The sequence below is a fragment of the Effusibacillus dendaii genome (genome assembly GCF_015097055.1).
GTDB classification, from domain to species: Bacteria; Bacillota; Bacilli; order Tumebacillales; family Effusibacillaceae; genus Effusibacillus; species Effusibacillus dendaii.
In genome coordinates, this window is sequence record NZ_AP023366.1 from 2542488 (window position 1) to 2564444 (window position 21957).

Here is a 21957-nt window from a genome sequence, read left to right on the forward strand (position 1 = left end):
GATGCAGACCGAGAAAAACTCGTTAGTAAAATTGACTGAGGCAGAAATCAAAAGATTAGAGGCAATAAGAACACTTGCAGAACTTGTTAGAAAGTATGCTCAACAAATAGTAACGGAAAAATAAATTTAAAAGGATAGACGTTTGAATTATTAAAGCGTCTATCCTTTTCATTCATATAAAGATGGGAGATGGAAACGATGAAACAAGAGAAATTTGCAGCCATTTATACACGAGTAAGTACGGAAGAACAAAGAAATGAAGGATACTCACTTGAAGCTCAACAAGAGGAGCTTATCAGCTATGCCCAGAAAAAGGGGTACACGATATATGATGTGTACTCCGATGGTGGATACTCAGGAAAAGATTACAATAGACCTGAGATTCAACGATTATTTAGAGACATGGCCGACAAGAAGTTTGATGCAATCATTGTTTGGCGGCTCGACCGACTTTCCAGAAGTAATAAAGATATACTAATTCTCATTGAAGATGAATTGATTCCCAGAGATATGAAATTATTGGTGAGTACTTGTGATATTGATTCATCCACCATTGAAGGACAAATGTTCATTAGTCTTCAAGGCACATTTGCTCAATATGAACGGAAAGTGATAATAAACAGGGTCAAGAGTGGAATGAAAAAGAGGGCAAGCAACGGTGAGTTCAACGGGGGATTAATGCTTGGATATGATGTTGTGGATAAAAAACTCGTGCCTAATGAGTTAGAGGCGAAAATAGTTAGGGAAATCTTTGAACTTAGAGCAGAAGGACATGGATACAAGACAATTGCAAACATAATGAATAGCTGTGGTCACAAGACAAAAAAGGGAAACAATTTCAGTACAATAGCAATTAAAACGATTTTGAATAACAAGGAATATGCGGGATTAAATACATGGGGGAAGAAAGAGGACTGGAACATAAAGCGCAGGAAAGGTAAGGTAGAGGTAATGCCTGAGCGTAAAGGTAGTCATCAGCCTATAATTTCAATGGAACTATGGGAGAAAGTTCAGGCTGTGAATAAGGCTAATGCTGAAGTTTTTACCCCTATCAAATCGTATAGCGGTAACTTTTTCCTATCCGGTGTCTTGAAATGTCCTGCATGCGGTGCTGGAATGGTTATGAGTAAGAACAAGAAACGGGGGGATAAAGGTTTCTATCGTTACTATATGTGCCAGGCATACCATCAAAAAGGAAAAGTAGCGTGTTCTTCAAATCTTGTTGTTGCGGATTGGATAGAGCAGGAAGTATTAAATGTGCTGAAAGAACTTATAGCCGATATGGATTTAGTTGAAGATATTTTAGACAAAATTGATGAAGGATACAAAAGGGATAAAACCCCCTTGGAAGCAAACCTTAATGAACTGAACCTTAGGAAGGCTGAACATGAGAAAAAAATAAACAGTCTTGATGAAAAGTATCTTGCCGGGGAACTGGAAGCAGTCAATTTCAATCGACTTTCGAGTAAACTTCAATCAGAGATTGACGAAATGACCGAAATGATAGAGAAAGTTGAAAGAGAACTAACAAAACTTCAATCAAGGGTGGATATTAACGCCAATTTAGTGGTGGAAATATTGGCGAACTTCAACGAACTGTTTGACCTAGCTGATGAGCAGGAGAAGAAAGAGTTGATTAGGGCAATTATTAAGGAAATTCATGTGTCCAAAGATCGGAAAGAACTTAAGCAAATCTCCCTATGGCTCGGTGACGATATATGTTTACCAGCAAAAAAGGAGCGCAGAACCGTATCACAAGTGATGGTAAAGGAAATTGACTGTACCTTATGCGTATTTAGTTACGAATAGAATTCAGTGTTTTTATATATAAAGTTCTCAAGCAGAAAATCATGTTTGAATAATCAGGTGTTATAAACAAGTCTCTATTGTGGTACGATTGTTATAGGGATTATTTGAATGGGGTGCTATATTATGAAAAATCTAATGAATCAACTTAACGAGCAAAAGCTAAAAGTTGATTTCGATTCTTATGATTTTAGTGTAAAAGAAATAATAAACATGGTTTCTGAAGACATAATAAACATAGCGCCAGAATACCAACGTCAATTTCGTTGGGATGAAAAACGCCAATCGGTTCTCGTAGAATCTATCTTTCTAGGTATTCCCATTCCTAATTTGTTTATGGCCACAAATGCGGATGGTACTTGGGAAGTAATTGATGGAGTTCAGAGAATTAGTACTATTGTTCACTTTGCTGGCGATGAAAAAGCATTAGCAAAAGTAGGGTTAAATGCTCCACTTACCATTACGGGGTTAGAGAAATTATCAACTTTAAATGGGTTGACATTCCATGAATTACCTAATTCAATAAAATTAAATTTTATTCTTAAACCTCTAAAAATAACAACACTCAGTGATAAAAGTGACCTTAATGTCAGATTTGACCTTTTTGAAAGGCTGAATACTGGTGGGATCAGATTAAGTGATCAAGAAATTAGGAGTTGTATATTTCGTGGTCCCTTTAATGATTTCCTGAAAGAAATGGCACAAAAAGAGGAATTTAATAAAGTTGTTAAATTGCCTAAAGAAAAAGAAAATGATGGGACACCTGAAGAATTGGTGTTGCGGTTTTTTGCATACCTTCATAATTACCAAAATTTTGAACATAGTGTTGTGGGTTTTTTAAATGATTTTATGAAGAATGCAAGTATAAAATTTGATTATGAATATAATAGAAATTTATTTATGGCTGTTTTTTCAGAATTAGCTGTTGCGCTTCCCAATGGAATTACCAGAAGATTAAAGACAACTCCTTTTAACTTGTTTGAAGCGGTCTCAGTAGGGGCTGCTTTAGCATACAAAAAAAATGGTAAGATTGTTACAGATGGTATTGAAGAGTGGATTCAATCTTCTGAATTAAAAACGCTAACTTCAGGAGCAACGAATTCTAATCCTAAAGTAAGAAGAAGAATTGAGTATTGTTTATCTAAATTTGAGGGTAAGTAATGTTTGAGAATATTAAATCAGAGTCCACCAGAAGATTAATTGAAGTTAGGGAAACAATAAAATATATCAGAATTTCGGAAAATCGTAAAAGGGTTCACCCCCCCAATATTGCAATAACATCAATGAAGGGTTTGTTTTTTGTTCAGTTATATGGAATATATGAATACACTCTTAGTTCATGTATTTCAACTACCTTACAAATTATCAGTAATGAAAATATAAAAATAAGTCAGTTCAGACCAAGGTTTTTAAGTATTGCACTAAATAATGATATTGTTTCCTTAACAATGATTGGTAACGAGAAAAAATGGGAACGAAGATGGAAGTTTTTTGATTTGTTTGATCAAGATAATATTATTAATTTTCCTAATGACTTAATTCCTACGGATGGAAAGAACATAAGATATAAACAACTTGAAAGTATTTGGAATTCTTTCTCTATTCAAGAGCCCATTTTACCAAGGCCAGAGATAGGCGGTAGAATTCAGGAATTAGTAGATTTACGAAATGCTATTGCCCACGGAAATGAATCACCTTCAGAAATTGGCAAAAGATTTACTCCAGACGATCTTCAGAAAAGGTTTGAGGATATTAATGAATTTTGCACTTATTGTATTATGGTATTTCAAAACTATATCGAAAATAAACACTATTTGAAACCAGCAACTTGAGAAAATATTTGATTAAAAGAGCAGGGTTTAGTAACCTGTTCTTAATTTTTTTTGCGAAAAGTATTATAATATTGTATAAAATTCAATTTAAAACTTGGAGGACTATATACAATGAACCCATAAGGTGAGACACAAGGAGGAGATAAATAAGTTATACGGAGGACATGGAGAAACGAAATCGATATACGGCAGAATTTAAGACGAAGGTCGTACTGGAAGTGCTGAGGGAAGAGCAGACGGTGAATGAAATTGCCGGGAAGTATGAAATCAGTCCGGTGATGTTGAGCCGGTGGAAAGGAGAATTTTTGGAGCGAGCCTCCATGGTGTTCGGACGGGAAAGCAAGGCAGCTGAAATGTTGCCGCTGTAGCATAATGCCCGAAAGCTGACGGAATTGCCTGTCCGAGAGATGACGAATATAATGACCGTATCTCAGAAAAAGGAAAAGGATGCTTCCATTGTTCGTGTGTCTGTTAGGAGCAGACTCACCGGAAGCATCCCGCATCACAAGCTATGGTCATTGTAACAGAGTATGAGTTGGTTGAGAAGAGCCCTGGTGTTTTTTGTTCGGTGTGCAGAAGCGGTTCCTTGTCCTTGTTGCGGAGATGAGCTTATTGTTATTGGAAGCCGACGGCGTAAGCTGGTAAGCAGTTGTGGAGTAAGCCGTCAGTTCATCATACGGAGGCTTCGTTGTTCACGGTGTCGTCGGATTCATCATGAATTCCCGGATTGCATCGTGCCCTATAAACGTTATGAGTCCGAATGTATAGAGCAAGCGGTTTCCATGTCAGAAACTCTATCCGTTGCAGCAGACGACTCCACGCTGCAGCGCTGGCGACGTTGGTTTCAAGAACAGTCGACTTACTTGTTCGGATGTCTTTCATCCATCGCCATCCGCTTTGACCAAGACTCTGTGAAGCGTTCGTCCACCTCTTCACAGTCTGCACACCATAAGATTGGACACCTTGTCGGGGACGCCCCCGGTTGGCTGGCGAGAATTGTCCGCCCAATCGCCAATGCAAATTTATGGGTACATACCCGTTCTGCATTCTTGTCCATACCTTCCTTGCGATAGACTCGTCTCGAAGTCTATCAAGGAAGGTGAAATGGATGAAAGATCAGAAGAAAGCCGAGGCCATCGCTGCAGAGCGGATGCAGCTTTTGTCACCGCTTTTGGCCGAAGGACTCGACCCGGCCAAGGCCAGGGAAATCAAAGCAAGGATCTGTGAGCAGACAGGACTTTCCGAGCGGACGTTGCGCCGGTATTTGGCCAAGTACCGGCAGGACGGGTTTGCCGGTTTAAAGCCCAAAGGCAAAGGTCGACAGCCGTCGAGCCCAACCATCCCGCCGGATGTATTGGAACAAGCCATCCTGCTACGCCGGGAAGTGCCAAGTCGAAGCGTGGCGCAGATCATTCAAATTCTGGAGTGGGAAGGCCGCGTTCAACCTGGCGAGGTTAAACGCAGTACGTTGCAGGAAAAACTCGCAGAGCGCGGCTATAGCACGCGTCATATGCGGATGTACGCCCAGTCCGGTGTCTCCGCACGGCGCTTTCAGCAGCGCCACCGCAATCGGTTGTGGCACTCGGATCTTAAGTACGGTCCGTACCTGCCTATCGGACCGGGTGGCGCCATGAAACAGGTGTTTCTGGTGACATTTATTGACGACGCGACACGCTTTGTGTTGCACGGCGAATTCTATCCGGTCATGGACAAGACCATCGTAGAAGATTGTTTTCGCAAGGCCATCCAGAAGTTTGGCGTGCCGGAAGCGGTCTACTTCGACAACGGCAAGCAGTACCGCACGAAGTCCATGACACGCATCTGTTCCAAGCTTGGAATTCGGCTGTTGTTTGCAAAGCCCTATTCGCCGGAAGCAACAGGCAAGGTGGAGCGGTTCAATCGTGTCGTCGATGCGTTCCTAAGCGAGGTGGCATTGGAGAAGCCGAAGACGCTGGAGCGGTTAAACGAACTGTTCCAAGGTGGCTGTCGGAATGTTATCAGAACAAGCCGCATTCCGCCCTGGAGAACAAGTGCAGCCCGGAAACGGCGTATCGCAGCGACAAGAAAGCGCTCCAGTTTGTAGATCCCGTCGAACTGGCGAACGCCTTCCTGCATTGCGAAACGCGTAAAGTGGACAAATCCGGCTGTATCAGCTTCATGGACCGCAAGTATGAAGTAGGCCTTCCGTTCATCGGCTGCACGGTCGATGTCGTGTTCGACCCGGCAGATATATCGGAGCTCACCATTGAGTACGAAGGACATGCGCCGTGGACGGTGCGGGAACTTGTGATCGGCGAGCGTGCCGGGAAACGTCCGCCACTGCCGGAACATCTTGGGCCGCAACCGGCAGATACGTCAAGGCTGCTCGCTGCAGCGGAAGAGCGTAGCCGTGTGCGTAAAACACAGCAAGCTCCAGCGGTCGCCTACCGCCGGGTCAGTAAGGAGGACGGCCATGTTTAAGTCGTTCTACGGTCTCAGCCGTTCCCCTTTCTCGCGAGACATCCCGACGAGCGAACTGTATGCATCGGTCACGTTGGAAGAAACGCTCGGGCGACTCGAATATGCCGCCGAGCGTCAATGGTTCGCTGTCGTTACCGGCGACTGCGGCACCGGAAAGACGACGACAATCCGGAAGTTCACCGAGGTACTCGACCCCGCGAAGTTCAAGGTGTTGTATCTGTCCGACTCTAAGCTTACACCACGTCATTTCTACAAGGGGCTACTCGAACAACTTGGATGCGAATAGAAATTCTACCGAGGTGACGCCAAGCGCCAGTTGCATCGAGAGATTGAGCTCATGTGCGGCATCCACAGGCTCCAGCCGGTTGTTGTGGTGGATGAAGCTCATCTGCTCGACCGAGAGATGCTGGAAGAAGTACGCTTTCTGCTTAACTTCAGGATGGATGCGCAAAGCCCTATGGCGCTCATTCTTGTAGGACAAAGCGAGCTGTAGGATCGTCTCTCCCTTCAAGCTTACGCCGCGATCCGCCAGCGTATCGACCTGCAGTGCAAACTGTCGCACTTCGATCGTGCGCAAGCCGAAGCCTATATCCAGCGACATATGGCCTACGCCGGAGCGGAGCATGACATATTCTCGGACGGGGCGATCGACGATATCTACCGTTACTCTAGCGGTACGGCCCGACTCATTAACAAGGTGTGTACGCACTGCCTGATCTATGGCGCACAGAACAAACATCGCATCATTGACGATCATATGGTCAAGCGTGTTATCCAGGGAGAATTGTCTTGATTCTCCCTTATGATTATTTAGAGCCGGACAGATTGTCCGTCATCAGCAGGACAACTTACGCCGTCAACTTCTGGACATTATGCTTTAGCAGTAACACTGAAAAGATGAAAAGGAGCTATGAGGAGAAGCAGGAACAATTGGAGAAGCTGGTCGGCCAACTGACGCTGGAAGTCAATTGGCTCAAAAAAATCTGGCCTCTAAGACGTCCGCAAGAGAGCGGCAAGCTATGGTGGAGAGGGATCACCGGGAGATCAGCATCAAGCGCCAGGCGGAGCTTTTGGGGATCCACCGTACGAACGTGTACCGGCAGCGAGAGCCGCGGCAGGAAGCGCCGGAGAATGTGCAGTTGATGCATGAGATAGACAAATTGTACACGAAGCATCCGTATTTTGTAATGCCCCCCATTGTCAAGACACAATTTCGAAAAAAATAAGTTATGTCCTCCTTCGATTGTAATGGGACGCAGGCGCGATTTAAGCGACCCGCGCATGGATTTCTTCTGGCGTAGCATACCCCAACGCCTGATGTGGGCGTTCGGTGTGATAAAATCTTAGATAGGCCGTGATTGCTCTACGAAGCGCTCGTGGATTCTCGTATTCATTCAGATAGATCAACTCGTATTTGAGCGAGCGGAAGAAGCGTTCTGTACGGCTGTTGTCCCGCGCGCGGCCTTTGCCATCCATCGACACGTTCACGTGATGCTTCGAAAGCAAATCCAAGTAGTCAGGATCGTAAAATGGCTGCCCTGATCGCTGTTGATGATCTCAGGCTGACAGCGCGCCAGCGCCCGTTTCAGGCACGTCAGGACGAAGGCCTTCTCCAACGTGCTGGAAAGCGCGTAATCGATGATTTTGCGGCTGTACCAGTCGATAATCACAAAGAGATACATAAACCCCTTGCCCATCCGCAGATACGTGATATCGACTCCCCACACCTGATTCGGGCGATCCATGTTGAGGCCGCGCAGCAGGTAGGGCCGGATGTACTGGGCATGGTACCGCTTGCTTAGATTCGGCCCCGGGTAGATCGCTTCGATCCCCATCACGCGCATCAGCCGCCGGACCCGTTTGCGGTTCACGTCCCCTCCCTGTTCCTGCAGTTTGCTTGTCATCCGCCGATAACCGAAATACGGATGCTTCGTGTACAATTTGTCTATCTCATGCATCAACTGCACATTCTCCGGCGCTTCCTGCCGCGGCTCTCGCTGCCGGTACACGTTCGTACGGTGGATCCCCAAAAGCTCCGCCTGGCGCTTGATGCTGATCTCCCGGTGATCCCTCTCCACCATAGCTTGCCGCTCTCTTGCGGACGTCTTAGAGGCCAGATTTTTTTGAGCCAATTGACTTCCAGCGTCAGTTGGCCGACCAGCTTCTCCAATTGTTCCTGCTTCTCCTCATAGCTCCTTTTCATCTTTTCAGCTGCCTTGCTTTCCCGTCCGAACACCATGGAGGCTCGCTCCAAAAATTCTCCTTTCCACCGGCTCAACATCACCGGACTGATTTCATACTTCCCGGCAATTTCATTCACCGTCTGCTCTTCCCTCAGCACTTCCAGTACGACCTTCGTCTTAAATTCTGCCGTATATCGATTTCGTTTCTCCATGTCCTCCGTATAACTTATTTATCTCCTCCTTGTGTCTCACCTTATGGGTTCATTGTATTTTTCTATATCGATACGTTATCTTGAAGTTGTTAAAAACTAATCATTGAAAAGTATAAAAATTTTCACTATTCAGTTGATTTTTTAGAGAGCATTAATTTATACTGATATCAGGTTATCCGTATAACCTGTGATTGGCTTATAAAAAACTTCGAAAATGGTGGTGGTCATTATTGATTCCAAAGCGTTATTCCCGGATCGTGTCCCCATGTACAGATGGGTAGCTGAACAACACAAAATGAAATTACGAATCATTACACAAAAATAATGTAGACGGAGGAATCAACATGGATATGAATACCAGAGTTTTAGAATTAGAGAAAGATACGAAAACCAAAAGCTTGGTCATTGATACCGATGTTCACGAATCATTTGGGTCTTTAAAAGATCTGGTTCCTTATTTAAAAGAGCCTTGGAAGCGATTGTTAGAGGGGGGGAACTGGAAGGGGTTTTCTACTGATTTTTTGTATTGGTATAATCCAACTGACTGGACGTCGCAAAGTGTTTCAAGTTATAAGAGAACCCAGACCGAGTTACTCGATGAATATGATATCAGATACGCAATTCTTACCGGTTATTTCTATCCTTCCATGTTAAAAACCCAGCGTGAATTTGCCGCCGCCTTAGCATCCGCATATAACGATTTTATGATTGAAAATTGGTTGGAAAAAGATGATCGTTTTTTCGGAAGTATTCAAATTGCACCACAAGATCCTCAATCGGCAGCTTTAGAGATTGATCGGCTTGCATCCCACCCGAGAATGATTCAAGTCATGCTGCCGATTGATTTTAAAGCATATGGCGATCCTTATTATCATCCGATATTTGAAGCTGCGCAAAGAAACAACTTAAAAGTGGCATTTCACCATACTACGATTGCTTACAGTGGACTAGGCATTGGAAATTACTCCATTGAAAGGCATATGAATTTACCGCAGCTTACCATGGCCATGCTTACTAGTCTCATTTGCAATGGGATCTTTGATAAATTCCCGAAATTAGGATTTATCTTTCTGGAAGGCGGTTTCACTTGGGCTCCTCACTTGATTTGGAGGGCAGACCGTGAATATAAGTCACTTCGGGCGGAAGTGCCATGGGTAAAGAATCTGCCCAGTCAATATATACGTGAGCGAGTACGCCTTGCGATTCAACCAACCGAAGACATTAGTGCACAAGAATGGATGAAGGTGATAGAACTGATGGGGAGCGATGAAATGCTCTGCTTTGCCACAGACTATCCACACTACGATTTTGATGCACCGACCAGAGCCTTACCTGCGGGTTTACCGGAAGATATCAAAAAGAAAATTCTCTATCAAAATGCTGGAAAATTCTACAATTTTATGAATAAAAAAGAATAAATGGGAGGGATCACTTTGAAACACGTTGTTTGCAAACAGACTGATGTCCAGCCAGGTGGTAAATTATTAATCAACGTTAATCGGGTTCCTGTGATTGTCGCTCGAAATTCAAGCGAGGAATGGACTGCGTTCTACGGGCGCTGCCCGCATCGTGGTGCAGATTTGAATCGAAGCTTCCTTACCTATGAAACAGCCTCTGATGAACCTGGAAAATATGAAATATGCAATGAAAATGAAATGATCCGGTGTCCTTGGCATGGTTTTGAATTCGATACCAAATCCGGCTGCACTGTCTTTAATTCAAAGCTAAAAATGAAAACATATAAGGTCTTTGTAGAAGAAGAAAATGTAGTAGTGGAATTATAGAGATTTCTATGAAAAAAATAAAACAGATAGAAATGTTGAGAGTAAAGTTACCTCTAAAAAAACCTTATCTTACCTCGCTGGGCGAATTTACTTACTATGATTCGGTTTTCGTGATCGTAACAGCTGAAGATGGGATGAGTGCCATTGGAGAAAGTACAGCTGTCTTAGGCTATTCATGGGAAAGTCCATATGATGTATGGAACTTTGGTGAATCTTACGCAAATCAGCTAATCCATAAAAACATATCGGATGCAAGCCGCTGGCTCACTACACAGTTCAGTCGGCTTCCTTTTTCCACCACTCCTTTCTTAACCGCCTTTGAGCAGCTTAATGGCGATCCATTATATAAAATCGATCGCCCTATACAAGTGGAATTACTTGGGATTGTCAATAGCCGCGATTATGAAGAAATTGATTGTGAACTGGCTCGCCTTAAGGAAAGTGGATATAAAACAATCAAAGTGAAGGTCGGTTGGGACGTGGATAAGGATCTTGAAAAGGTCAAATTCATTCATGCTCGAATCAGCAAGGGCATGAAAATTCGAATTGATGCCAATCAAGCCTATCGTTATGATGATGCCTATAAGTTTGTGACCTCTATTCCTCCTGATCATATTGAATTATTTGAACAGCCATTTCAGGAGGGTAATTGGGAAGATATGAAAAGGCTTTCAAATAACTCTCCCATTCCTCTGATGCTGGATGAATCCATCTATGACACCCATGATATTGATAAAGCGATTCAACTTCAATGTTCAGACTATATCAAGTTGAAATTAATGAAAGCATCGAGCGCAGCGCTACTCCGGGAAATGGTTCAAAAGATCGAAGATCATTGCATGAAAGCTGTGTTAGGGAATGGGATAGCGACCGATATTGGCTGTTATCAGGAAGCCGTTTTATCGGCGAACTTGTGTCTGAAGACCGCAGGGGAAATGAACGGTTTTCTTAAGACGATCACACCCGTTTCTGATAGATCCATCCATTATGATAAAAATTACTTGGTCGTTTCACCCGACTTCCTTCCTAAAGTGGATATTAGTAAGATAAGTCCGTTTATCATCCATCAAGCCATTTATGAATAGGGGGATTGCGTTGAAAAAGTGGATTAGCTTGATTCTTGTTGCTTTTTTAGCCGTTTTTTCCGTTGCCTGCTCGTCAGGAAAGTCAGCTGCTTCTTCTGAATCAAAAGAAAAGAGTTCTACGGATTTTCCAAATAAGCCTATCTCCATCGTTCTTCCATCCAGTGCGGGGGCACCTATAGACGTGATGGCGAGGAAATTGGCCGAGGTGGCATCGAAATATTTAAACAATGTTCCTATCAATATCGTCAACAAAACCGGTGGCTCTGGAATGGTCGCCATGGCGTATACACAGTCCCAGCCAGCTAATGGATATACCCTTCACGGTGAAGCGACTGGAATTACCTCTGTGTTGCAAATGAAAGGCGCTCAATTTAGGTATTCAGATTTTGTGCCTGTTTCAAGAATTGAATTGGATCCCTTCGCCTTATTTGTGAAGGAGGGTGGAAAATATAAGACCCTGCAGGATTTAATTGATGATGCGAAAAAAAATCCAGGGAAAATTACCATCGGAGGATATGGTACTGGGACACCTCATCACATTGTTGCCATGGATTTCGCAGAAAAAGCGGGCGTAGATGTAAAATGGGTAGCCTTCAATAGTGGAACAGATGCCATTACAGCGGTTATGGGAGACAGCTTGGATGCAGCATTAACCAACACCAGTTCCATTGAACGTTTTGTAGGAAAAGCCAAAGTGCTAGCCCATTCTTCTGAGAAACCAATCAGCAAATATCCTGATCTTAAAAGCTTTAAAGATCAAGGATTCGATATTGTGAAATATCATTGGAGAGGCCTGTTTGTGAAAGCTGGAACCCCCAAGGAAATTGTAGATCGGTTAGCGGATGGCTTTAATAAAGCCGTAAAAGACCCCGAATTCCAGAAATATCTCAATACCGTTGGTAATTTATCCGGTGAAATAGCCAGGGATGACTTTGAGAAGATCGTTAATAACCAAGCTTCTGGAGATCTGACGGTGTTGAAGAAATTAAATTTGGCACAGTAGTTATTTGGGGAATCCATGTAACTCCCCTAAATCTTAATTAGGTGGTTACTCACTCGTTTGACAGTTAGGGAGGTGATGGGACATGAAAAAAGGGGAAATGATGATTTCGATCATCATAATTTCGTTATGCATAGTATTTTTGTGGATGCTTAGAGATTTCCCCCCAGCATTATCCAAAGAAGATGTCGGACCGGCATTGTTCCCAGGTATCTTGCTCGGAGTTCTGTTGATTCTCAGTATTGTTCAACTGTTTATGTCCATACGTGGAAAATCTATTTTGGTTAAGCTAGTCGATAATAAACTTCAGATCGTTGCCGGTGGTCTGTTGTTGCTCTATATCTTACTCATCCCTATTCTGGGATACTTGCTTGTTACTCCATTGTTTTTGGTTATTCTTTCTAGACTCCTTAAGGTAAAGAGTTGGATGGTAAGTGTCTTTTATTCTCTTGCGATGAGCGGTTTGATTTGGTACTTTTTCGAAAAAGTATCAGGCGTTCCACTACCGAGTGGTATTTTGTAAGATTAAGGAGTTGAATGAATGTGGATCACCTGTTGAGCTCTTTTGATATGGTTTTCACTTGGTATAATTTACTGGCCATTGTGGCAGGTGTAGTCTTAGGCATGCTGTTCGGAGTAACTCCCGGATTGGATGCTACCTCAGGAACGTCACTGTTGCTGGCATTCACTTATTCACTGAGTCAAGAGACAGCCCTGATTTTTCTATGTGCACTCTATATGGCCGCAACCTATTCGGGTTCAATCACGGCCATCACAGTAGGGATTCCTGGAACACCTGCATCCGCCTCCACTGTATTAGACGGGTATGAGTTGAATAAGCAAGGAAAAGCCGGAAAGGCATTGGCGATTTCGATTTCAAGTGCGGTTATCGGTGGATTGATTGGAACTGTTGCATTGGTGTCGCTTACCGCTCCGTTAGCCAATATTGCTGTAAAGTTTAGTGCACCCGAATACTTTATGCTCGCGCTTATAGGTCTTTTGATCATTGGAGGATTACTTGGAAATAGTAGGGTAAAAGGGATTGCAATGGCTATTGTAGGACTTTTTATCACAGTTATTGGTTTAGATCCATTCACTGGATATCCCAGGTTTACCTTCGGGTTTATGGAGCTAATGGAAGGGATTTCTTACATCCCCGTTATGATTGGCATGTTTGCCATCAGTGAGGCTTTATTCATGATAACCACTCTGGATCAGAAGAATCCGTATAAAAGCGGCACCATTAACAATAACTGGCCAAATCGCAAAGAGTGGAAGCAGATGGTAAAACCGATGGCGAGCGCTGGAGTGATTGGAACATTCCTCGGGGCACTGCCAGGAATTGGGGCTGCAACGGCAAATTGGGTCACTTATAACGAAGCCAAACGAATATCAAAGGAACCGGAAATGTATGGAAAGGGATCTATTGAAGGGCTTGCGAGTTCCGAAGTAGGTGCTATGGCCACCGTAAGCAGCTCGATGATCCCGATGTTTACGTTAGGAATTCCAGGTTCGACGACCGACGCAGTTTTGATTGGAGCATTAATTATGCATGGAATTGTTCCGGGACCGCAATTGATGACCCGAAATGCGGATTTGGTTTACAGTGTCTTTATTGCTTTGTTCGTGATCATAGCTATTATGTTTATCGTTGGTGCTTTTGGAGTTAAATTTTGGGTAAAAATGTTGCAAGCCCCTAAGGGATTGATTGTATCGATTATTTTGACCATGTCTGTCGTTGGTGCTTTTTCTCTGAAAAATAGTTTAATGGATGTTTGGATTATGTTTGCTTCGGGCATTCTTGCCTTTGTTCTGCGAAAATACGGATACCCGATTGTTCCATTAATCTTGGGGATGGTCCTAGGGCAACTTATGCAGGATAACTTTAGAAGAGCACTAATCATGTCCGGTAATGGCTTTGAAATATTCCTTACTAGACCGATTTCATTAGTCATTTTGTTATTTATCGTCATTGGACTTGTGTATCCATTACTGAAAAATGGGACTAAAGGTAAACAAAAAAAGAAACACTCAAGTGAAGTCATTATTAGTGATTAACACTTAAAAATGAAGGAGTAATACTATGAAACTATTTACATTTAATGATGGGAAACGATTAAAATTAGGCATAAATACGGAAAAAGGTCTTTTAGACTTGACTAAAGTCCTGCAAAGTTTTCCAAATCCTTCGGTTCCACAAACTATGGAACAATTGATTGCCGGTGGAGAAACACACTTGCAGGAACTAGAGTCATTCGTGAATAGAATATTAAAAGAAGTAGCTGACGAATGTTTTCTGCGCGAAGAGGAGACCGTTTTTGGCCCTTGCGTACCGAACCCAGGAAAAATCATTTGCGTCGGTTTGAATTATAGGAAGCACGCTGTGGAATCCAATATGCGGATTCCAGAGTATCCGGTCCTTTTCAATAAGTTTGATAATTCCATATCGGCACATAAAGAGGTCATCCCTATTCCGTATAATGCGGAGCAAATCGATTATGAAGCAGAGTTGGTTATGGTTATTGGCAAAAAGGCAAAACAAGTAGCAAAAAAGAATGCACTTGATTATGTATTAGGTTATTGCAATGGGAATGACCTGTCTGTACGCGAACTTCAATTCCGTACCAATCAGTGGCTTCTGGGCAAAACGTCAGACGGTTTCTGTCCTATAGGCCCTTATCTCGTAACGGCGGATGAAATTGAAAATCCGAACAACCTGGATATGAAAACATATGTAAACAGGGAGATTCGTCAAAACTCAAATACTGCAGATATGATTTTCCATTGTGACGAACTGATTAGCTATATTTCTCATTACATGGCCTTGAATCCAGGAGATATCATCATGACAGGGACTCCAGAAGGAGTTATTCTCGGATACCCCAAAGAAGATCAGCATTGGTTGAAATCCGGGGATGAAATGGTAATAGAAATAAGTGGGCTAGGGCGACTGATAAATCAATTAGGGTAAATAAGAGTACTTCTTTTGTTCCGTTTTAGTAAATTTACGTGTAATTTAATTTAAAAATTAAGTTAAATTTTAAAAATTTGAACTATTTACCCAGGTTTGGCGACATAATTTTCCAATACTAGTCGTAGCAAGGGTTGTAGCACCTTGGGTTTATCGTTTAGGTACTACAACCAGCTTTCGGCATTTTTCAACACTTGTTTTTTGAATTTTTCCTGCACCACTTTTTCACAATGTAATGCCTGCAACCATTGTTTTTGTTGTTCTGAAACCTCTTGTACTTTCAGCATTTTTCTCTTAGACGTTGTGATTTCAAGTCGATGAAGTTGACAAGATTGCAAATCGTCTAGAACATCGGTTGGAGAGCAGTTGTGATTAGCGGCTTTTAGCTGAACTTCCATGTCGTTCATGAGGAAATTCGCCAGCATACAGACCGTAACATGTGCCTTGACTCGTTCCGTACGTGTGACATGCATCGGGCGCAATTGCAGATGTGATTTGATTTCGTGAAACGCTTCTTCTACTTTGTTTTTTCGCCGGTACAATTCAATTACTTCACGATCATCTGCTTCATCCATACTCATGTTCGTGATGAAGCAAGTCAATCCATCGAGCCGGGCGGCATTTTGGATTTGATCCTCCAGCCATTCCAATTGAATTTGGAAACTTTTCACTGTACGAGTGTTCCCCTTGGATGTCGTAACAGCTAGAGAAAGGGGTTCAATGGTAACTTTCGCTTGTTTTTTCAATCCTTTACGGGAAAGGAGTTGGTTCACTTCTTGTTCTACCACTTCAGATTTGCGTGATTTCCTGGCGTTTCGCAAACTTTCATTGATCTGGTTTATGGATTGTTCAACGTTTTGCATCTGACGTTTTCGATGCTTCGTTTGATCCAGAAAACGTTGTACATCAAAAGTTACAATGTAGCGCCTGTCGCTCAGTACGACAGGGCGATAAAACAGGAACTCGTTCTCGTCCCACGGGCGAAATTCCCTCATTGCAACGACCTGTTCCCAGTCCTCGGAGGTTGCGGCATCTGGCATGATTTTGTCGAGTAAAGTGGTACGAATTTCATCTTTATCCATGGCGGACACGTACTTCAACTGCTGTTGTCCAATTGCTTTCAGATTGTCCGCAGAAACCATCCCTCGGTCAAAGACTAATGTACAACGTTCGATGCCGAACCGCTTTCTGACATCTTGCACCAACGCTTCAACCGTTGTGATATCTTGGGTGTTGCCTTCCAAAACACGCCAATAAAAGGGATATCCTTCAGGAGTAATCATCAACGCAATGACAATTTGTTCCCGGTCCGGGCGATGGTCACGGGAGTAACCTAACTTGGCCATCACACATCGGCTTCCCTCGACATAGGAAGAAGTAATATCGTAAAAGAAAGCCTCCGAATGGATACGCTGACGTTTCTTTAGTTGTTCGTACAAGAAGACTTGCAAATCATCTTCTTGCTTGGTAAGTCGGTCGAGTTCCCGATAAACATCATACTCATCATAGGTTCGTAAAGCAGGGATCACCGCAGGCAGAATGGTATTGGCAGTCCAGGACTGCAACTGAATCTGACTGGTAGGGTCAATGCAGCGATTAATAACCAAAGCTTCCACCCATCGATCTTCAGGAAAGAACTGCCCTAAATTCCATTGCTGCCATAATTGATACAACATCATGACATTCAAGTAGGACAGACTTTTCGTCACTACAATGTCATTTTCCTTAGCTACCACAAGGGAAGGGTTGCTTTGGACCTGTAATGCCAGCCTCAATTGTTCTGCCTGCTCATCAGTGAGTGTTCCGATGTTAAATACGATGCGGTGTTTCACCTTGTTACCATCACGATAGGACTCAACAATTTTATAATGATGATATCTTTTTCCGTTAATGGTTGTGCTGGATTTTTTCAGAAACAACGTAGTCAAACTCCGATATTACGGGACTACGAAAATCATGCCAAAACAAGTGGTAAATTACCACAAAAACCGCTATTTTATCAGAGCTAAATTAGGTACTACATTTTAATTCCACGAAGCCACAAAGCCTAGCTGCATCAATGTTTGGAAAAAATTGTCGCCAAACTTGGGTGTTTATTGAATTTATAAGGTGCATTAGTTATACTGATATCAAGTTATCCGTATAAGTGAACATTAATCAAAGAATTTACAAATGGTGGTGAACATATTGCTTTCCAAGCGGTCCGTTCCTGAAGGTGTATCCATGTATAGATGGGTAGCAGAACAACTACGGAATGAAATTATGGAAGAAAAGTGGGAAAAGGGAAGTAGCTTTCTCTCAGAAACCCAAATTATTGAAAAATACCAGGTAAGTAGAGCAACGGCAAGACGAGCCATGGATGTTTTGGAAGAGGACGGATTAATCGAGCGTATTCAAGGAGCTGGGACGTTCGTTTCATCTCCAATGATTGAACAAAGCCTGGATGATTTTCATAGTTTCGCCTATGATGCTGAAAAGGAAGGAAGGAGGGTTTCCTTCAAAATTTTAAGCCTTGAGCAAATTTCATGCAATAAAGCATTGAGTAAGGTGTTTGGGCTGCCAGAAGGTACCGATTTATGGCGAATCGAACGAATTAAATACATTGATCAGATACCTTGCATTTTTGATCGCATTTTTATCCCTGTAAAGTACGTGCCAAATCTTGAAATAAGTGAGTTGGGGAGATCTTGGTTAATCGAATTATTGCGAGAGCAGGGGTTTTGCTTCACAAAGGTAAAGAAGTTTATTGAACCAGTGATTATAGGCGATTATGAAGCAAAGTATCTTGAGGTTCATTATCGGGCTCAAGGACTTTTAGTGGACCGAATAACCAGTTCAAATAAGGATGTAATTATCATTACAAGGTCTATCATTCGTAGTGATATCATGCGGTATAGCGTAGACATCGAGGACAAGAACATTGATTATGATATAGACAATTTATAATGTCCAACCATCTAAAGCCGACGATTCCTATGTAGGAAAAATCGTTTTTTTCTGTTCCTGTAGTCTGCACGTAAAACACGACCAGTTGAATCGGGCGCGCCAGTTGGAGGGAGTTCATGCAAAAATATATCCTATACATATCGAAATTAACAGGTGATATGAAGGGAATAGGGCGAGGTGTCTTTAAAAGCACTATACTCCTCCTATTAGGAAGTACCTTTGGCTTTTTATTTTCTCTAACAGGGGTTTCGATTGGATGGATGATAGGAACGATGATCCTGTTGGGTGCATTATCTATAGCAAGACCCTCATGGTTTGCATCAATCTTGCCGGAAAGTGGATTTAGCCCCCGTTGGAAAAATCTGGCGCAGTTGATATTGGCAGTTCAAATTGGTGAGCAAATGACCGCCCAGAAATGGGACATTTTTGCCCACTCATGGTTCATCATAACTGGAATGTTAGTCCTATCCATGGTCTTTTCTGTTTTGTCGGGCATTTTTCTGAATCGTTATAGTAATGTGGGAGTTATTACCAGTTTATATGCGACTGCGCCTGGAGGTTTGAATAACATGCCTGCCATTGCAGAGGAGGTTGGAGCAAATACGGTGGTGGTAACAATCGTCCAGGTTACTCGAATTTTGGTGGTTGTTGGATTAATTCCTATCTTCGTTAGGGTGGAAGATCATAACAACCATATGATTACAACGAGTGTTGGAGTGGATACTTTGACGAATGTTTCGATGTGGTGGGCGGGTTGCTTGCTCCTCGCTGCCCAGATTGGTTACCTTATCATGAAAAGGTTGAGGTTTCCGGCCGCACGAATGATAGGTGGAATTATAGGTGTAGCACTGTGTCAACTCATTTCAACATCCATCACTGATACAGATCTAGTTCCGTGGTACCCGGCTGAGCTAAAAGTAATCATACAAATTATATTAGGGGCGAGCCTTGGATTGTCTATAAAAAAAGAAATGTTCAAAGGACTAGGTAAAATCACATTGTTAGGGATATTCAGTTCATCCGCACTGCTAGTTTTGATGGTTTTCTTTTCTTATTTATTATCCAGTAACTCTGGTATTTCTTATCTAACGGCCATTTTAGCTTTTGCACCGGGTGGCGTGGCGGAAATGACGGTAACAGCCCTGTCATTGCAAGAGAATGTTCCCTTTGTAGCATCTGCCCAAACGTTACGAATTATCATGACCTTCTTGTTGATTCCACCTTTATGTCGGTTTCTCTCGGTGTACCTGAATTTTAAGAGAGATACTAATCATAACATGTGATGCTAAATGCATGTAAACTTTCTTCTGTAAGGTTGGAGATTGCCGTTAGTACCGCCGAACCATTGATGGTTTTTCAAACGATTTTCCTGTTAAAAATCAATAAGAGTATTTTTAGATGTACTGGAAATTTATGCACTAAATTTAGAATTAGGATAGGTCCGAACGACCCAGTACATATGGAATCGGACCCAACGATAGCATGGCAACAATGGGGTCGGGTACTGCTCTATCCCAATTGTTTAACGGGTGTCCGGTTGACAGGCTCCATCCGGATCATTCTTCAACTCTATTCCATCAATGTGTACATAGCGTGTCAACCTAGCCCCAGCCTGGTCTACAATATCAAATCCAGTTTCTTTTGCACGTTTTGCAAGTGGATCCGGCACTGTACCTTGGCCAATTCCGGCTGGCCGGCTTCAATCGCCAGATAGATGTCTTCATGTTCCTTGTATACCTGTTGCCGTTTTCGCGGCAAACCGATGTTTTGCTTTAGCGTTATGGCCAAAACCTTACGATATAAATCGGACAAATGAGTCATTGTATGCAGCATGATCGGGTTGTGGGCCGCTCGAACCATTTGTTGGTGGAAACTGAAATCCGCTTCATCACCTGACTTGTCATTTGTTGAAAAGTCATATTTTAAAATTTGCAGGGCGTTATGCATTTGTTCCAAATCGCTTTCCGTCCGCCGCAACGCCGCAAGATAAGCGGCTTCTGTTTCCAGTATGATTCTGATTTCAAAAAGATGGCGCATCTGCTGCAAGTCGGTCGCCTGCACCTGCATCTGTGTCAACAATGACGAAACGTCGACTTCTTCCACATAATTGCCGCCGCCTTGGCGGGACGAAAGGATGCCCAGTGCATTCAATACGCTCAGCGCTTCCCGGATTGTTGCCCGACTTACCGAAAAATGGGCAGCCAGATCCATCTCGCTCGGCAGTCGGGATCCGGCCGGAAATTGACCGGTGTTGATCATGGTCAGCAGCTGTTGGGATATGGTTTGTGAGATTTTCGGTTTCTTTCCCATAGAATGGTTACTCCTCCGTTTTCCGCATTAGAGGAGGCTCGGTTCCGGAATCTGTTCCGCAATCGATTCCCCAATCGAAATGGAAGCGGTTGCCGCCGGTGAAGGAGCGTTTAAAATATGGGTCGAGCGTGTCTGCGTCACGATCATAAAATCATCGATCAGGCTACCGTCGCGCGTCAACGCCTGGGCACGCACCCCGCTTTGGGAGGGGACGACGTCCGACTCCGTCACCTCTGGAATCAACCGCTGCAGATTGCGCACAAACACTTTTTTGCTGAAAGAGCGGACAATCTCCTTCCAGCCTTCCCCTATGTTTTGCCGGGCAATTTTCCAAAAGGCGGGATATGCCAACACTTCCGCAAAATCTTTTAAATTAAAATCGGTTTTCTTATACCCTTCCCGTTTCATGCTGAGCACGGCGTTCGGTCCTGCATGAACATGACCGTCGATCATTCTTGTGAAATGGACGCCAAGAAACGGGAAGTTCGGATTCGGGACGGGATAAATCAAATTGTTGACCAGATAATTTTTTTCCGGTCGCAATTCGTAATATTCGCCTCGGAACGGGACGATTTTCATATCGGTGCGAAGCCCTGCAAGACGGGCAATCCGGTCACAATGCAGTCCGCCGCAGTTGATGAGATAACGGGCGTGGTAGGTCCCGCTTTCCGATTCAATTGATATTTCCCGTCCCTTTTCCGTGATTCGATGAACCGCCGAATTAAGCCGAATGTCACCGCCTTGCTCCCGGATGATAGCGGCGAATGTCTCCGCAACCTGTTTGTAGTTAACAATGCCGGCCGCTTTCACGTGAATTGCCTGCAGGCCATTTGCATACGGTTCAATTTCCTTCAGTTCACGCGCATCTATTTTCCTGACGTCGAGCTGATTGGCCAATCCCCGCTGATACAGGTTATCCAACAGAGGCAGTTCTTCTTTCTGGGTGGCGACGATCACCTTGCCGCAGATCTCGTGTTGAATACCATGCGTTTCGCAAAATTCGACCATCCGCCGACTGCCTTCCTTTGCAAATTTTGCTTTCAGGCTGCCCGGCTTGTAATAAATTCCGGAATGGATCACGCCGCTGTTATGGCCGGTCTGGTGAAATGCCAGGCTGGACTCCTTTTCGAGAATCAATAGTTTGGCCTGGGGGTAGCGTTGAGCCAATGCCATTCCGGTTGACAGCCCCACAATGCCGCCGCCCACAATTGCGTAATCGTACAAAGAGACGACCTCCCTTTTCCAACTTTCATTTGAATGAAGATAGCAATCAAGATTTGCTAGACAACAAGATTTGCTAGACAAATTTTTAAGGTTAAAAAAACCATGTAGACAAATAAAGAACGATAATGTATGTTAATTTTATAA

At 43.3% G+C, this 21957-nt stretch carries 20 protein-coding genes and 4 pseudogenes; 19 read left to right on the forward strand and 5 right to left on the reverse strand.

The window, feature by feature from the left end:
• Position 1: 1 nt before the first annotated feature.
• The 9 genes and pseudogenes from skT53_RS18885 to skT53_RS19310 all read left to right on the forward strand — a co-directional run bounded on the left by skT53_RS18885 (position 2) and on the right by skT53_RS19310 (position 6384).
• Positions 2 to 124, forward strand: a complete 123-nt coding sequence (locus skT53_RS18885; RefSeq protein WP_264175969.1) for a hypothetical protein — start codon at positions 2 to 4, stop codon at positions 122 to 124.
• Between the two features lie 74 nt (positions 125 to 198).
• Positions 199 to 1809 carry a recombinase family protein gene (locus skT53_RS13725; RefSeq protein WP_200757960.1) on the forward strand — a complete coding sequence of 537 codons (1611 nt, stop codon included), beginning with the start codon at positions 199 to 201 and terminating at the stop codon, positions 1807 to 1809.
• A gap of 123 nt (positions 1810 to 1932) precedes the next feature.
• A complete protein-coding gene (locus skT53_RS13730) occupies positions 1933 to 2967 on the forward strand; it encodes a DUF262 domain-containing protein (RefSeq protein ID WP_226375218.1) in 1035 nt (344 codons plus the stop codon).
• Entirely contained in the window at positions 2967 to 3638 is a 672-nt protein-coding gene (locus tag skT53_RS13735; protein ID WP_200757961.1) for an MAE_28990/MAE_18760 family HEPN-like nuclease, read from the forward strand. The genes skT53_RS13730 and skT53_RS13735 overlap by 1 nt, the downstream gene beginning before the upstream one ends.
• Positions 3639 to 3802: 164 nt before the next feature.
• Positions 3803 to 3985: pseudogene (locus tag skT53_RS13740) on the forward strand (transposase); the annotation flags it as partial.
• Positions 3986 to 4168: 183 nt separating this feature from the next.
• A pseudogene (locus skT53_RS18890) lies at positions 4169 to 4411 on the forward strand (DUF6431 domain-containing protein); the annotation flags it as partial.
• Between the two features lie 9 nt (positions 4412 to 4420).
• Positions 4421 to 4711 (forward strand): hypothetical protein, encoded by a 291-nt coding sequence (locus skT53_RS18895; protein ID WP_264176031.1) that lies wholly within the window; start codon positions 4421 to 4423, stop codon positions 4709 to 4711.
• A gap of 35 nt (positions 4712 to 4746) precedes the next feature.
• Positions 4747 to 6098 (forward strand): annotated as a pseudogene (locus skT53_RS13745) (DDE-type integrase/transposase/recombinase).
• Complete coding sequence (locus skT53_RS19310; RefSeq protein ID WP_449757737.1) at positions 6091 to 6384, forward strand: AAA family ATPase; 294 nt, start codon at positions 6091 to 6093, stop codon at positions 6382 to 6384. Before skT53_RS13745 ends, skT53_RS19310 begins: the two are co-directional and overlap by 8 nt.
• Here skT53_RS19310 and skT53_RS19315 read toward each other — a convergent pair.
• Entirely contained in the window at positions 6358 to 6855 is a 498-nt protein-coding gene (locus skT53_RS19315; protein ID WP_449757738.1) for a hypothetical protein, read from the reverse strand. The genes skT53_RS19310 and skT53_RS19315 overlap by 27 nt on opposite strands.
• A 211-nt stretch (positions 6856 to 7066) precedes the next feature.
• On the opposite strand from skT53_RS19315, the gene skT53_RS13755 reads away from it, so the two are divergent.
• Positions 7067 to 7324: a hypothetical protein gene (locus skT53_RS13755; RefSeq protein ID WP_200757963.1), complete on the forward strand. Its 258-nt coding sequence runs from the start codon at positions 7067 to 7069 to the stop codon at positions 7322 to 7324.
• 40 nt (positions 7325 to 7364) lie between these two features.
• On the opposite strand, the pseudogene skT53_RS13760 reads toward skT53_RS13755, so the two are convergent.
• Positions 7365 to 8493: pseudogene (locus skT53_RS13760) on the reverse strand (IS3 family transposase).
• A gap of 344 nt (positions 8494 to 8837) precedes the next feature.
• Here skT53_RS13760 and skT53_RS13765 point away from each other — a divergent pair.
• The 7 genes from skT53_RS13765 (at position 8838) to skT53_RS13795 (ending at position 15333) form a co-directional block, all read left to right on the forward strand.
• Entirely contained in the window at positions 8838 to 9911 is a 1074-nt protein-coding gene (locus skT53_RS13765) for an amidohydrolase family protein (RefSeq protein WP_200757965.1), read from the forward strand.
• Between the two features lie 15 nt (positions 9912 to 9926).
• Positions 9927 to 10277 (forward strand): Rieske (2Fe-2S) protein, encoded by a 351-nt coding sequence (locus skT53_RS13770; protein WP_200757967.1) that lies wholly within the window; start codon positions 9927 to 9929, stop codon positions 10275 to 10277.
• Positions 10278 to 10285: 8 nt separating this feature from the next.
• Positions 10286 to 11362: a mandelate racemase/muconate lactonizing enzyme family protein gene (locus skT53_RS13775; protein WP_200757969.1), complete on the forward strand. Its 1077-nt coding sequence runs from the start codon at positions 10286 to 10288 to the stop codon at positions 11360 to 11362.
• Between the two features lie 10 nt (positions 11363 to 11372).
• On the forward strand, positions 11373 to 12365 hold the full coding sequence (locus skT53_RS13780; RefSeq protein WP_200757971.1) for a tripartite tricarboxylate transporter substrate binding protein: 993 nt from the start codon (positions 11373 to 11375) through the stop codon (positions 12363 to 12365).
• Positions 12366 to 12447: 82 nt separating this feature from the next.
• Positions 12448 to 12885, forward strand: a complete 438-nt coding sequence (locus tag skT53_RS13785) for a tripartite tricarboxylate transporter TctB family protein (protein ID WP_200757973.1) — start codon at positions 12448 to 12450, stop codon at positions 12883 to 12885.
• Positions 12886 to 12905: 20 nt separating this feature from the next.
• Positions 12906 to 14420 carry a tripartite tricarboxylate transporter permease gene (locus tag skT53_RS13790; RefSeq protein WP_200757975.1) on the forward strand — a complete coding sequence of 505 codons (1515 nt, stop codon included), beginning with the start codon at positions 12906 to 12908 and terminating at the stop codon, positions 14418 to 14420.
• A 25-nt stretch (positions 14421 to 14445) separates the two neighbouring features.
• Complete coding sequence (locus skT53_RS13795) at positions 14446 to 15333, forward strand: fumarylacetoacetate hydrolase family protein (RefSeq protein ID WP_200757977.1); 888 nt, start codon at positions 14446 to 14448, stop codon at positions 15331 to 15333.
• A gap of 164 nt (positions 15334 to 15497) precedes the next feature.
• Here the strand turns inward: skT53_RS13795 and skT53_RS13800 are convergent, their stop codons facing one another.
• A complete protein-coding gene (locus skT53_RS13800) occupies positions 15498 to 17252 on the reverse strand; it encodes an IS1634 family transposase (RefSeq protein ID WP_200757979.1) in 1755 nt (584 codons plus the stop codon).
• Between the two features lie 304 nt (positions 17253 to 17556).
• Between skT53_RS13800 and skT53_RS13805 the strand changes: the two genes are divergently transcribed.
• Both skT53_RS13805 and skT53_RS13810 read left to right on the forward strand, forming a co-directional pair.
• Complete coding sequence (locus tag skT53_RS13805) at positions 17557 to 18279, forward strand: GntR family transcriptional regulator (RefSeq protein WP_200757981.1); 723 nt, start codon at positions 17557 to 17559, stop codon at positions 18277 to 18279.
• 116 nt (positions 18280 to 18395) lie between these two features.
• Complete coding sequence (locus tag skT53_RS13810; protein WP_200757983.1) at positions 18396 to 19562, forward strand: AbrB family transcriptional regulator; 1167 nt, start codon at positions 18396 to 18398, stop codon at positions 19560 to 19562.
• Between the two features lie 334 nt (positions 19563 to 19896).
• Here the strand turns inward: skT53_RS13810 and skT53_RS13815 are convergent, their stop codons facing one another.
• Both skT53_RS13815 and lhgO read right to left on the reverse strand, forming a co-directional pair.
• Complete coding sequence (locus skT53_RS13815; protein ID WP_200757985.1) at positions 19897 to 20589, reverse strand: FadR/GntR family transcriptional regulator; 693 nt, start codon at positions 20587 to 20589, stop codon at positions 19897 to 19899.
• A 27-nt stretch (positions 20590 to 20616) separates the two neighbouring features.
• On the reverse strand, positions 20617 to 21813 hold the full coding sequence (gene lhgO / locus skT53_RS13820) for an L-2-hydroxyglutarate oxidase (protein ID WP_200757987.1): 1197 nt from the start codon (positions 21811 to 21813) through the stop codon (positions 20617 to 20619).
• Positions 21814 to 21957 lie beyond the last annotated feature (144 nt).

Excerpts from the sequence above, each read along its gene's own strand:
- skT53_RS18885 (WP_264175969.1), top strand. The coding sequence starts at position 2 with ATGCAGACCGAGAAAAACTCGTTAGTAAAATTGACTGAGGCAGAAATC.
- skT53_RS13725 (WP_200757960.1), top strand. The coding sequence starts at position 199 with ATGAAACAAGAGAAATTTGCAGCCATTTATACACGAGTAAGTACGGAA.
- skT53_RS13730 (WP_226375218.1), top strand. The coding sequence starts at position 1,933 with ATGAAAAATCTAATGAATCAACTTAACGAGCAAAAGCTAAAAGTTGAT.
- skT53_RS13735 (WP_200757961.1), top strand. The coding sequence starts at position 2,967 with ATGTTTGAGAATATTAAATCAGAGTCCACCAGAAGATTAATTGAAGTT.
- skT53_RS18895 (WP_264176031.1), top strand. The coding sequence starts at position 4,421 with ATGTCAGAAACTCTATCCGTTGCAGCAGACGACTCCACGCTGCAGCGC.
- skT53_RS19310 (WP_449757737.1), top strand. The coding sequence starts at position 6,091 with ATGTTTAAGTCGTTCTACGGTCTCAGCCGTTCCCCTTTCTCGCGAGAC.
- skT53_RS19315 (WP_449757738.1), bottom strand. The coding sequence starts at position 6,855 with ATGATCGTCAATGATGCGATGTTTGTTCTGTGCGCCATAGATCAGGCA.
- skT53_RS13765 (WP_200757965.1), top strand. The coding sequence starts at position 8,838 with ATGGATATGAATACCAGAGTTTTAGAATTAGAGAAAGATACGAAAACC.
- skT53_RS13775 (WP_200757969.1), top strand. The coding sequence starts at position 10,286 with ATGAAAAAAATAAAACAGATAGAAATGTTGAGAGTAAAGTTACCTCTA.
- skT53_RS13785 (WP_200757973.1), top strand. The coding sequence starts at position 12,448 with ATGAAAAAAGGGGAAATGATGATTTCGATCATCATAATTTCGTTATGC.
- skT53_RS13795 (WP_200757977.1), top strand. The coding sequence starts at position 14,446 with ATGAAACTATTTACATTTAATGATGGGAAACGATTAAAATTAGGCATA.
- skT53_RS13805 (WP_200757981.1), top strand. The coding sequence starts at position 17,557 with ATGTATAGATGGGTAGCAGAACAACTACGGAATGAAATTATGGAAGAA.
- skT53_RS13810 (WP_200757983.1), top strand. The coding sequence starts at position 18,396 with ATGCAAAAATATATCCTATACATATCGAAATTAACAGGTGATATGAAG.
- skT53_RS13815 (WP_200757985.1), bottom strand. The coding sequence starts at position 20,589 with ATGGGAAAGAAACCGAAAATCTCACAAACCATATCCCAACAGCTGCTG.